Genomic DNA, 11,804 nt, shown 5'->3' with positions numbered 1-11,804 from the left:
GGGCAGACGGGCGGCTGGGTGGGTGCGGGAGCTCGCGGCCCGGCAGCCGGAGGCCGGGCCGCTCGGTGCTGGAGCGGGTCGCCGACGCGGTCGAGCCGGCCGCGGGGCGGGGGTCGTCGTGGGCGGCGATGGGCAGCTGGACGAGGAGCCGCGTACGACCTCGGCGCCGGCGGCGTGGTCACCGCCGGCCTGCCGGACCTCGCTGGTCGCCATCCGCGCGCTCGCCGCGGTGACGCCCGGCACCGTGCCGAACAGCATGGGTTCGGGCTGTCCGCCCTCGCCACCACGACGGACGCCGCCACCGCGGCCGGCATCGGCGGGGGCCCGCGGAATGACCGCCGGCTACGACCGCCGCGCCGAGCCGTCCGGGTCCAGCGGGTGGAGCCAGCGGGCCGGGACGGTCATTGGGGTGGAGGTCATGAGCTCGACCGCGGTGTCGTTCAGGTTGGTCAGGGTGCCGGTCACCGTGTAGCCGACGCCGGGCGACAGGCCGAGCCCTGCGGCCTGGCCGTCGGTGAGCCTCACCCGGACCCTGGAGTGCGGGGCGACCAGAAGGCCGGCGACCATGTGCTCGCCGTCCGCCTCCGGGAGGCCGGTGACGGTCAGCTCGAACTCGGAGCCGGCGCGGACCGGTCGCGCGTTCTAGGGTGCCTTCGTGAACGTCGATGATCTTGTCTGGCAGCGGGGCAACGCCGGAGGAGTCCCGCAGAAGCTGGTCGATGCGTTGCTCGACCACGGCTGTGGCGACCTCCTGGTGGAGGTGGCTCGCGGGCGCGAGGACTGGTCCTGCGCGCAGGGCGCGGTGCGCGGGCTGTGCGCGATGGGGGAGTTCGAGCGGGCCTGGGGGGTGATCGGGCCGTTCGCTGCCACCGGCTGGCAGCCTGCGGTGCGCGCGGGGGCCGACGTTCTGCTGCGGTGTGGCCGCGTCCAGCAGGCGCTGGAACTGGTACGGCCCGGGATCAGGGAGGAGGATGCGCACGATGCGTGGCGCGACTACGCCGAGGTCCTGGTCGGGGCCGGACTGGTGGACGAGGCGATCGACGCGCTCACCGGGCGGCCGCTCGACGAACGGACACTGTGGACCCTGGTCGCCGTGACCGAGGGCCAGGGCCGCGACGAGAGGGTGCTGGAACTGCTGGGCCCGATCGCCGAGAAGGTGCGCCGCGACCCCGGACAGTCCGAGGTCCGTCACCTGAGCGACGCCCTGTCCGCCCAGGTCCGTGTCCTGGAACGCTCGGGCCGCACCGACGAGGCGCTCGGACTGTGTGCGGCGGACGCGGCCGCGATGCGCGGCTGGGGGGCGGATCGCGAACACGCCTCGCTGCTCGCCCGGCTCGGCCGGGTCACGGAGCTGCGCGAACTCGCGACCGGCCCCGCCGCAGCCGCTGCCGTACGCCCGTACGTGGAGGCCCTGGAAGCCCTGGGCCGGACCGCCGAAGCGGAGTCCCACCTACGCGGCCTCGTCGAGACCGCCGAGTACCCGGGCAGCTACGAGAACCAGCTACTGGAACTGCTCATGCGCCAGGGCCGGTTCGAGGATGCCGTCAAGGCGGTGGAGCACACCTTCGACAACCTCCACGACGGCAACCTCCTCCAGGCGGCCATGGTCCTGCTCGCCGAGCAGGGCCGGCACGACCTGGCCCTGGAACTCACCGACGGGCGCAGCCCCGACTTCCTCGCTCACAACGAGGCGTTCTGGCTCCGTGACAACCGGTGGTGGCTGATGGGGGAGTCGGGGCGGGCCCGGGACGCTCGCACCGAGCTCCTGGCCCTGCCGGCCGACGAGGTCGACGACCGCGAACCGACCATCGCCTGGCTGCTCGCCCAGGACGGCCGCGTGGAGGAGGCCATCGCCCACCTGCGCCCGCTGCCCGGCAGGCGGGCGTGGACCGTCCTGGCCGAACTGCTGGTCGGGCAGGGCCGCTTCGCGGAGGCGATCGCCGCCGTCCCCGACGTGGCGACGCAGCAGGAGGAGGAGCGGCGCTTCTGGGCCCGTGGCACGCAGTCCCGGGAGGCAACGCCCTCCGACACCGGCGACGAGCCCTACGACGATCCATGGACCGCCCCGTGGACGACATCCCGGGAATGACGCTCCCGCCGGCCGGGGTTCCACGGCGAAGCCCGCGCCCCGCCTCGCTCCCGTCGGGGCCGACCGCTGAGATCGGCCCGGGCCAACGAAGAACCGTGCGGCGGCGTGGGCGGGCCGGGGCGGCAGCTCGGCCCAGCGGGCCCTCGGCGCGCTGGACGACACGGTGCTGGAGATCCACGACGTCCCCCGCCGCGCCGTCGATGCCGAGGGGACCGCCGCGCGACCCTCGTGGACGACCGGGTCGACCTCGACGCCCTGCGCCGAGAGGCTGCGTCTGCGCGCCCGGCTCACGGAGGTCGATGCCCTGCTCGCCGCGTACGGACGCGACGAGGACCGAGTACAGGGTCAGCACGGCAGGCGGTTCGGGTGCGCGGCTGCCCGGTCGGTGCTGCGTCGTTCGCCGGGGGTGGGTCAGGCTGGACAGACGTCCAGGAGGCTGTTGGTCCTGTCCGTTTGGAAGGCGGCCCGGCGCGGACTACCCATGGCCAGGGCCAGAAGTGCGGAGCCCAGGTACGGGGCGGCCCGGCCGAGGTCCTCGCACTCATCCGCAGGGGAACGCCCAGTCCCCGGCCTGGCCGGGCCGCGAGCCGGACCTCCACGACCAGCTCTTCGGGCCGGCTGCCGGCCCGACCTGAGCGACACTTCGTCACTGCCTGTCCGCGCGCCACCGCACGGGTCCTCGGCCCAGGACGGCACAAGTCCCCGGCGCAGCGCACGGACCTTCCGGCTGGTCTCTCCGACTGCCCTGTCCAGGCGCTCCAGCACCGTGAACGCGTCGTGGGTCGGCGCCACGATCCAGCTCGGCACGAACCGGTCGTCGGGGACCGCCGACATTGCGTCGAGGAGCCGGGCCAGATCCACCGGGCCGGTCGTGGAGGTGTACTTACCGCGCATGGGCACCGTCCGGCCGCCGCGGCCCGGTTCGGCCACCTCGTGTCGCCGGGCGGGGCCGCGGTTGTACGGGCCTGCACGGTGGGCCGCTCGCGGGTCGTCCTCCCCGGGCACCGCACGGCCAGGTTCAGGACGCTGCAACGGCCCTTCCCGTTCGCACGGCCGCGACCGTGCGAGTAATCAGAACGGCCACTGTAACGGCGTCGACCCGCGGTGCCGAAGAGCCCGGCCGGGGCTGGCCGGTGACCGTCGTGCACCCGCGCAGGTTGGGCCGGGCGGGCGGCCGGTGTTCTTCAGCGCGACGCGGCGGGCGCCGTGTCGCCGATGGGACACCGGGACCCATCGGCGTCCGGCGAACGGCCGTTCAGCGATCGCGGAACCGTTCCCAGGGGTCGGGCAGGGGAGCGTTGGGGTCCTCGCCCTCGGTGGACAAGCCGACGTAGGCGCGCAGCGCGGGGCGGGTGCCGGGCAGGCCGTAGCGGGTGAACTGCTCGCGGAGGTCCAGGACTGGCTCGGCGCCTACGGGTACCGCTTCAACGGAGCCGCCGATATCGACGGGGTCACATCCCTCGGCTACCCGGCCAACGGGTACAACCGACCCGACTCAGACTTCCACGACGCCGCCAAGGCCATGTACTGCCACGGCAACGCCGTCGACGCGGGCAACTGGAACCCCTTCGACGACCGCCTGAGGCTCAGCTGCGACATGGGCCACGGCGCCAGCGGCGGCCCCATCATCGTCGGTTTCGGCGGGAACAACCAGATCGTGGGCGCCAACAGCCACCGCATGGTGGACAGCAACAACAACTGGACAGACAACTACCTGTACTCCTCCAACCACGGAGGAAACGCCACAGGCTTGATCAACTGGCTCAACGCGCACTGACGACAGTCGCAACCCAGGTGGGGCTGTGCGCCCAACCATGCGCAGCCCCACCTGGGTTGCTACTTGCCGCCGACATGGATCTCTCCCATGAACGGCTTTGGCGGGTGCGAGCGCATATAGTCCTCGAACGCCTCCGGGTCCTGAACGTACCTCTGCACCTCGGGAGACAGAGGAACGTTCTCCGGGACCACAACGGCTCCCGTGTCACGGGCAAGAGCAACCGCCGTGACACCGCCTGCTGCCACCAGAACCCCACCCAGTGCTAACAGGACCGCTCCCGCTCGCCCCATCGCCATCGTGACTCCCATCTCAATCTGTTGTCAGATCCACCCGCCCCTGGGGTGCACGAGTACCACGTCGATGCACGGCACCCGATCATGAAGCCCGGATGCCAACAGTCGGCGCCCTCAACAGAGTAGGCGGAACCGAGGGCAACCGGGGCACAAGCTCCGGGACTGCATCCTGCGGCCCTGGACAGGGCCACGGAGACCCCGTTCGCAGACGCCCCTGCGCCCGGTAGGCAGAACGGCCGGGAACATCCGCAGGACACGTTCGCCCTTAAGTGGCTGTTGTCGTTCCGATCTTAAGGGGTGTGGGTCGAACGGGAGTTTCGATCGGGTGAGCTAGCCTGGCCGCCATGGACCACGCCCCAGAGCCGCCGAGCTGCCCTGACTGCGGGCGAGTGCTGAAGAGCCTGGGCCTTGTTCTGTCGCTCCGCGATGAGGACAAGCAGCGCGTGTGCCGACACGCCTGGAAGTGCCCGGAGGGTCACATCTGGTGGCACTGGACGGATCGGCCAGCCGAGCCCTTGGATGCCTGCCCCTACCCTCAGCTCTTCCGGCGATGACGGCGGTCTGCTGGACTCGGCCCGCGACCTTCGGCCCATGAGCTCAGCGACTGTTGTCGGTCCGGTCTGGACCGACATCTGTCGGAATGGGTCTCGATCGGGTGACTGTGACGGCTGGCGTGTATGAGAGCAGGGCCTCTCGGTAGCTCGAAGGGTGTCTACGCCAAAGAGCGGTCCAGGAGGCCCTGTTGTCGCAGTTCTACGGCATCGCGGGAGCGGGGTCCACTTCGGTCACTCTCGCGTGTGACTGCCTGGCACACCGGTTCGGGAACGCCGCCGACCACGGGACCCGTGTGCGCCGCTACCCCACCGACATGTCCGATGCGGAGTGGGCGGTGGTGCGGCCGCTGCTGCCGGGCTGGCTGCGCGGGCGGGGCGGGCAGCCGGAGGCGTACTGCCACCGAGTGATGTTGGACGCGGTCCGCTTCCTCGTCGACAACGGAACGAGGTGGCGGGCGATGCCGGCCGACTTCCTATCAGTTACGTGGAATCACACGCCGCAGGAGCCGTCTCGTATCCTGCGGCGTCCCCATGGGCTGAGGAGGGGTGTTGGGCAGCGCGGTGGTGCTGGAGGAGAAGTGGCCGGTCCTGGGCCGGCATGAGCGGGCGAATCGAGCGCTTACAAGAACCTGGCGGCCCGGCTCTCGGACGCCATCTTCGACCGCTTCCACGCGTACGCCCGGGAGTACCTGACCGAGGGAATTCCGCTGCTCATCTCCGGGGGCTGCGGGCTCAACTGCGAGTGGAACCGGCGCTGGCGCGAGTGCGGGCTCTTCCCCGCAGTCTTCGTTCCGCCGTGTCCCAACGACAGCGGATCCGCGATCGGCACCGCCATCGACGCCCAGCACTTCTACACCGGGTCGGCCGACCTGGAGTGGGATGTCTACGCGGGCGGCGAATTCGTGGAGGACATCGAGTTCGACCCGCAGCGCTACGAGATCCGCCCGCTGGATCACGGCGAGGTCGCCCGCCACCTCCGCGACGGGAAGATCATCGGCTGGGCGCGGGGCCGCTGGGAGATCGGCCCCCGCGCCCTCGGGAACCGGTCGATCCTGGCCGCTCCCTTCACCGAGGAGACCACGGCCAGGCTCAACAGGATCAAACAGCGCGAAAGCTACCGCCCCATCGCCCCGATCTGCCTGGAGCAGGAAGCGGGCCGCTGGTTCGGCGGTGGCCTCCCCGACCCCTACATGCTGTACTTCAGTCGGGTCGAATCCGCCGACCTGTGCGCGGTGACCCACGTCGACGGAACGGCCCGCACCCAGACCGTCGACCCGACCGCGAACCCGGCCATGGGTGCACTCCTGACCGCCTTCGGCGAACTCACCGGATTCAGCGTCCTCTGCAACACTTCGCTCAACTATTCGGGACGCGGGTTCATCAACCGGAGCAGCGACCTGATCGCCTACGGCGAGCTGCACGGACTGGACGGGTACGTCGTGAACGACGTCTTCGTCACACCGCGACGCTAGAAGGCTGATGAAGATCTTGGTGTGGTCCGGGCTGCCGCCGTCAGGCGGTAGCCCGGATCTGCCAGGTCGTGCCGTTGTGGGTGAGTCCGAGGTTGATCGGGGTGCGTAGGTTGAGGGCGGCGGCGCGGGTGTGGAGCCAGGCGTTGTTCTTGGTCGTTCCTCGGTGGCGCAGGCGGCGGTTTCGGTTGCCGACGAGCCGGGCGACGGCTCGTTCGACCGGGGGCCGCCAGCGGCGGTAGGCGTCCTGCCATGCCGGGTCGGCGGCTTGCTGCCGGGCCGTTCGTTGAAGGTCGCAACCGGGCTGGATCCGCAGGTTCTTGCCGGTCTTCGATGTGGTGCAGCGTTCGTGGAGCGGGCAGTCGGTGCAGCGGTTGCCGAAGTTCGCGGTGCGGGCGAGTTCGGGGCCGCGGTCGGGTGACAGCGGGACGGTGCGGCCGGCCGGGCAGGTGGCCGTGCCGCCCGGGCCGTCGATGCGGAAGTCGTCGAGGACGAAGCCACCCGCGACGGCGGGCCGTTGGGTGACCGGTTTGAAGAACGGCGTGTGCCCGGCCTCGCCGAGGGCCTGGCGCGCGGTGCCGGTGGAGTAGGCGGTGTCGCCGAACGCCTCGACGCTCCGGTCCTCGCCGGCGAGCAGTTCGCGGGCAACGGCTGCCTCGTGGTGCTCGCTCCCGGCGCCGGGGGTGAGTTCGACCTCGGTGTGGATCGTGGTCTCGGGTTCGATGGCGAGGTGGGCCTTGTAGCCGTCCTGGCGGCGGGTGCGGGTCTTGTGGACGTGACGGGACTCGGGGTCGACGGTGGAGACGATCCGGTCGGGGGCGGTGCCGCGGGTGACGCGCCAGCCAGTCGCCGCTGCCGGCCTTGACGACGACCTGCCGGGCGGCGACACGCGCCCAGCCGACTTGGTCCTGCTGCTGGAGGAGGTGTTCGAGGAGTACGGCGAGCCGCTCGTGATCCTGAGGACCAACGGCCTGCACTACCTCGTTCAGGCCCAGGAGGAGCTGCGGCCCTTGGCGCAGCGCTTGTGCACCTTCTACGGCTGCCGCCAGGAGGCGCTCAGCTACTCCTCCCACCTGACCAGGGTGTGCGAGGAGCACTTGGATGTACGCACCGACCTGGTCGAGTCCGACGACCCCGCCACGGTCCGCGCGGCACGGCTGGGCGAGCGGACCCGGATCACCACCGAGGCCCAGGCCCTGCTCGCCGGGGACATCCGGCACGCCGAGCCCCTGCGCGCAGCCGGCTGACCGCGTCGAAGGTGAGCAAGAGCCAGACCCGAGCGGACGGCTACCGGTTCTGCTCCGACCCCGTCGAGCGGATCCTGGCCGACCCCGCTGTCACCCCGCCGGGCCGGACACCGCGCCCGTGACCGGGCGACCGGACGAGCCGGATCACTTGGTGAGAAGCGTCCAACCGCCGGGGCCGTGGGCAACGGCGTCGTCCTGAGCGAGCTGTTCGAGGGCGAGCCACACCGTCGCGATCGCGGCTGGGAGATCTGATGGGCGATCATGCCGCTGGTGAGGACGGCGGGCGGATTCCGGTTGGCCTCCATCCAGGCGGTGACCTCCTTCACCGACAGATCGCCGGTGTGACCGCGAGGGCCGGCGCCGAGGGCGAGCAGGACATCGTCCAGACGGGCGGCCCAGGTGCCGACCGCCTGGTCCGGGTCCTACTGGCTCCAGCGGGCGGATCGCCGCCGCGCGGTCCACCAGCGGGGCGAGCAGGACCGTAGCGGTGCGCAGGGCCGGGCTGGTCTCGTAGTCGCGAGAAAGGCGTCGGTGGGCAGTGATCCAGGACACCTCCGGTTGACCCAGTAGTCGGTCGGACAGTTCAGCCCGGTCTCCTTCGCCATCTCCGACAAGCTCATCGCCCCGGACTCGGACAGACCGCGGAACCGCCGAAGCTCCAACAAGCGATGTGGGTCCAAGACCATCGTCAATCGTCCTTCGCCACGAGAACACACCGGACAGCAGACTGCCGAACGTGAGCTCTCAACACCTCCAGAACTGGGCACGTTCACCCGTACGTGGGACGCGAACGCGCCCTGACCGCTGCGACCTCGCATGCCGGAAGCTGACTCACGAATGTGGATGGAAGTCGTCCCAGAAGGCCTCCGCGGCTTGTTCGGCGGAAGTGAACCAGTGGGTGTCGAAGTGTCGCGCGAGGGAGTAGGGATGCTGTGGATCGGTCAGCATCCGGTGGACGAGCTCGGCCGAGGAGCAGTCGAACCGCTCCCAGGGATCCCACTTGTCGCTGCGAGCGAAGACCGGCCACTTGTCCGGGTCCGGATCCTCCACCAGCCAGCAGAACGAGTGCTCGGCCGAGGTCACGGCCCATTGGAGGAGCCCGATTGCGGGACTGCTGGAGGGAGCGGGGCCGGCGAACTCGGTGGGGTCGGTTGTGATCAGGTCGAGGTCCAAGTACTTTGAGCCCGGCGCGCAGAGTTCGAGGTTGTCGTCGAAGGTACCCGCACCGAAGGTCTCGGCCAGCAGCCTGTAGTCCCGGGGAAGGCGAAGGCGCAGCTTCCGTTCCACCGACTCCCAGTCGACCAGCCGCCGGGGCCCTCGCCAACCGGTGAGTGCGGCCAGTTCCTCAACCCATGACAACGCGGCGGGTCCCTCCTGACCCGCAGGAGTTGGAGCTGCCACGGCGCTCACCACGGCGGTCAGACGCGGGGCAGCGTCGCCGACGCCTTTGAACAGGCCGACCCCAAGCCACCTCTGCCCCACGCTCCACCCATACATTTCGATAGCCCGGCCCGCGAGAACGTCGGCCAGCGGTGGACCCGGCAGCCGTCGGAGCGACGGATCCATCAACCCGTCCAAGGCCACGGTCTTGGATGGCCCGAACCGCGACCTCAGCGCGGTCACGACCGCGTTCAGCTCAGCAGGTTCACGATCGCCAGCTGCGAGATCGACCATCTGGTGACCCTGGGCTCCTTGTCCACTCTCCTGGGCGGTCCCCTCGCCCGGCAGCGGCCTGGCCAAGATTTCTTCGATCACGGCGAGATGACTAGCGCTGTCCACGGCAAGGAGTAAACCCCATGGCGCGGACACCGCCCGCGGAGGGGCACAGAATCGTGAGCTACGGGCTGAGCACGTTCATCTCTAATTGGCTGAGCACTTTACTGACTACGCGGACACCGACCGCCGCGACGTCCCTGCCGTCCGTCGCGGACCCCGCCTCGTTCGACCTTCCCGCGCCTCCTGCAGGTGGAGCTCCTGAGGGTATGTCGGAGGGAACTGCCACGATTGTCCGCATGGAACTCGTACATCCGCTCGACGGTCTGGACTCCCTCTCTTGGTCCTCCCACTCCCACGCGTACGGCAGCGCGGAGGACCTGCCAGATCTGCTGCGGGCGCTGGCCGGGGCGGACGCGGACGCGGCGAAGGAGGCCCTGTCGGAGTTGTACGGGACTGTGCTGCACCAGGGGACGGTCTACGACGCCAGTGCGGTAGCGGTCCCGTTCCTGGCGGGGCTCGCGGCCGCCGGCCACCGTACGGCGGACGTGCTGTCGCTGCTCGGTGACATGGCCGCGAGCGAGGACGAGCACGGGGCGGAGCCCGGCACGGTCCGGGCGACCGTGGCCGACCAACTCCCGCTGCTCCTGCCGCTGCTGGAGGCAGCGGACGCGGACATTCGGCGGGCCGCCGCCTGGACCGTGTCCCATACCCGCGCGTCGGTCGCGTTGCCCGCTCTGCTCGCGCGCTGGGAGGTGGAGCCCGCGGCCGCGGTCCGGGCGGAGATCCTTTCCGGGATCGCCCGGATCGACCCGGAGACCGGCGCCGCTGTGGCGGCCGACGCCCTGGAGCCGTCCCGGCCCGCCGGGGTGCGCCTGGCTGCCGTCTTCGCCCACCTGGACGCGGGCGCGCCGTGGACCGGGGCCCTGCGCAGCGCGATGCTTTCCCTGCTGCCCGCCGGTGAGCTGCACTCGGCGTTCGATCTCGACCGGACGGAGCCGCTGGCTGCCGTGGTGGAGGCCCTCCTGAAGCGCGACCACCCGGCGGAGCGCGAGGCGGCGTTCGCCCTCGCGGAGGCGGCGCTGCGCGACAGCCGGGCCGAGGTCCGGGCGGAGGGCACCTGGGCGGCCGACCGTGCGTGCATGCTCTCCCGCAGCGCCCCGTCCCGGCTGGTGCCGGCCCTGCGTGCGGCCTGCGTCGACGAGGCGTCGGTGCTCGACCTGTCGTCTCTGTTCGGACGCCTGGGCCCGGCCGCCGCGCCGGCGGCGGACGTTCTGCTCCCGCTGGCCGCACGTGCCCCGGAACAGGACGACGACCCCGCAGACCGCGTCCTGGCCGCCCTGGTCCTCATCGCCCCGGCCATGGCGACGCCCCTGCTGGCCGCCGGCCTCGGGAGGAGGCCCCGGGCCCTGGACGCGGCCACCGGACTGCGCAGCCCGGACCGCGTCCTCCCCTACGACCGTGACCTCCTCACCGCGGTCCGAACCCGGCTCGCCCGCCCCGAGGCGCTCAGCGGCAACGAGCCCTGGCAGCTGACGGACCTCCTGGCCGGCTGGGGCGCTTCGGCGGCCCCGGCCCTTCCCGAGCTGTGCGCGCTCCTTCCCCACCGCGGCGACCAGGCGGCCCGCGCCATCACCGCCGTCACCCAGGACGGCGCGCCGTCGGAGCGGGCCCGCGCCGTCGCGGCCCTGCGAGCGGCAGCCGAGCACGGCACACTCGCGGCCGCGCGGGCCCTGTACGACCTCACCGGTGACACCGTACCCCTGCTGCGCCTGCTCGGGCCCGAGCTCCGCGAGAGCACCACCCGGCGCAGGCACGCCGCGGCCGCGGCGGGGGAACTCGGCCCCCGCGCGGCGACGCTGGTGCCCGCGCTGCGCGCGGCACTCAGCGCCCCGGACGTCGGCACCATGCCCGCACTGGACGCGGACAGCGCCATCGCCGAGGCGCTGTGGCACGTCACTGGCGACGCGGGCGAGTCGGTCGCCGTTCTGGACTCCGTGTTCCGCCGCGCCGCGGCGAACCTCTGGTCCCAGTGGTCTCTGGCGCGCGCCGCCCGTGCTGCCGCGCTGCTCGGGGCGGCGGGGCGGCCGCTCGGGCCGCACCTGGAAGCGGCCCTCGCCGATCCGAGGCCGGCCCCGAGCGCCGTGCTGGCCCTGCTGGCCGTCGCGGAACCCGCTTCGCTCGACCTCCCCGCACTCGCCGCAGCCGCCCTCGGGGCCGCCGAGACAGACGCCGACCCCCAGGGCGCCTGCGAGGCCCTGGAATCCCTCGGCGTCGCCGCTCTGACCGACGCCCAGCTCGCCCAGCTCACCGTCCTCGCGCACGGCGACGCCCGCACCATCCGCGCCGGAGTCGAGGACCGCCTCATCGGCCAGGACGAAGCCCTCCGCCGGCGCGTTCAAGCGCTCCTCACCGTCCGCACCTCCGCCCGTGGTCACGGGCACCCGGCGGTGTAGCGGAGCAGCGCGGTGGGGCCGCGAGGGTGGCGGCGCGCCTGCGGGTGCGACGGGCGGCGACTGGTGGAGGGCCTGTGGTGAACGCACCGACCGACGGCGTGTTCAGGAGCGCTAGTGTCCTGCACCTGAAATGTCAGCTCTAAGTATGTAGGCTGTTTTCATGTCGTCTCGGGGTCCTCGTGCTGTCGAAGTCGTGCTGTCCGTCG

The 11,804-nt window shown here is 71.6% G+C and carries 10 protein-coding genes and 1 pseudogene; 7 read left to right on the top strand and 4 right to left on the bottom strand.

Annotated elements, in window-relative coordinates:
• Positions 1-342: 342 nt before the first annotated feature.
• Positions 343-567 carry a hypothetical protein gene (locus tag ACFXHB_RS43020; RefSeq protein WP_380582399.1) on the bottom strand — a complete coding sequence of 75 codons (225 nt, stop codon included), beginning with the start codon at positions 565-567 and terminating at the stop codon, positions 343-345.
• A gap of 88 nt (positions 568-655) precedes the next feature.
• On the opposite strand from ACFXHB_RS43020, the gene ACFXHB_RS43015 reads away from it, so the two are divergent.
• Positions 656-2,089, top strand: a complete 1,434-nt coding sequence (locus tag ACFXHB_RS43015) for a hypothetical protein (RefSeq protein WP_380582397.1) — start codon at positions 656-658, stop codon at positions 2,087-2,089.
• Between the two features lie 411 nt (positions 2,090-2,500).
• On the opposite strand, the gene ACFXHB_RS43010 is transcribed toward ACFXHB_RS43015, so the two are convergent.
• A complete protein-coding gene (locus tag ACFXHB_RS43010) occupies positions 2,501-2,983 on the bottom strand; it encodes an SOS response-associated peptidase family protein (protein WP_380582395.1) in 483 nt (160 codons plus the stop codon).
• A gap of 283 nt (positions 2,984-3,266) precedes the next feature.
• On the opposite strand from ACFXHB_RS43010, the gene ACFXHB_RS43005 reads away from it, so the two are divergent.
• The 4 genes and pseudogenes from ACFXHB_RS43005 to ACFXHB_RS42990 all read left to right on the top strand — a co-directional run bounded on the left by ACFXHB_RS43005 (position 3,267) and on the right by ACFXHB_RS42990 (position 6,185).
• Positions 3,267-3,866 (top strand): hypothetical protein, encoded by a 600-nt coding sequence (locus ACFXHB_RS43005; RefSeq protein ID WP_380582393.1) that lies wholly within the window; start codon positions 3,267-3,269, stop codon positions 3,864-3,866.
• A 1,161-nt stretch (positions 3,867-5,027) separates the two neighbouring features.
• The gene (locus ACFXHB_RS43000) at positions 5,028-5,315 is read left to right on the top strand and encodes a transposase (RefSeq protein ID WP_380582401.1); all 288 of its coding nucleotides are present in this window, start codon (positions 5,028-5,030) and stop codon (positions 5,313-5,315) included.
• Between the two features lie 27 nt (positions 5,316-5,342).
• Positions 5,343-5,537 (top strand): annotated as a pseudogene (locus tag ACFXHB_RS42995) (carbamoyltransferase N-terminal domain-containing protein); the annotation flags it as partial.
• A 78-nt stretch (positions 5,538-5,615) separates the two neighbouring features.
• Positions 5,616-6,185 carry a carbamoyltransferase C-terminal domain-containing protein gene (locus ACFXHB_RS42990; protein WP_380582391.1) on the top strand — a complete coding sequence of 190 codons (570 nt, stop codon included), beginning with the start codon at positions 5,616-5,618 and terminating at the stop codon, positions 6,183-6,185.
• A 40-nt stretch (positions 6,186-6,225) separates the two neighbouring features.
• Here ACFXHB_RS42990 and ACFXHB_RS42985 read toward each other — a convergent pair whose 3' ends face one another.
• Positions 6,226-7,071 carry a transposase gene (locus tag ACFXHB_RS42985; RefSeq protein ID WP_380582389.1) on the bottom strand — a complete coding sequence of 282 codons (846 nt, stop codon included), beginning with the start codon at positions 7,069-7,071 and terminating at the stop codon, positions 6,226-6,228.
• Between the two features lie 13 nt (positions 7,072-7,084).
• Here ACFXHB_RS42985 and ACFXHB_RS42980 point away from each other — a divergent pair, with 13 nt between their 5' ends.
• Positions 7,085-7,429, top strand: a complete 345-nt coding sequence (locus tag ACFXHB_RS42980) for a hypothetical protein (RefSeq protein WP_380582387.1) — start codon at positions 7,085-7,087, stop codon at positions 7,427-7,429.
• Between the two features lie 831 nt (positions 7,430-8,260).
• On the opposite strand, the gene ACFXHB_RS42975 is transcribed toward ACFXHB_RS42980, so the two are convergent.
• Positions 8,261-9,184, bottom strand: a complete 924-nt coding sequence (locus ACFXHB_RS42975) for an SMI1/KNR4 family protein (RefSeq protein WP_380582385.1) — start codon at positions 9,182-9,184, stop codon at positions 8,261-8,263.
• Positions 9,185-9,441: 257 nt separating this feature from the next.
• Here ACFXHB_RS42975 and ACFXHB_RS42970 point away from each other — a divergent pair, with 257 nt between their 5' ends.
• Positions 9,442-11,598, top strand: a complete 2,157-nt coding sequence (locus tag ACFXHB_RS42970) for a hypothetical protein (RefSeq protein ID WP_380582383.1) — start codon at positions 9,442-9,444, stop codon at positions 11,596-11,598.
• Positions 11,599-11,804 lie beyond the last annotated feature (206 nt).

The organism is Kitasatospora sp. NPDC059327 (genome assembly GCF_042752535.1).
Classification (GTDB): Bacteria; Actinomycetota; Actinomycetes; order Streptomycetales; family Streptomycetaceae; genus Kitasatospora.
Note: the sequence above shows the minus strand (reverse complement) of the source record. Positions and strands in the feature narration are given on the sequence as shown.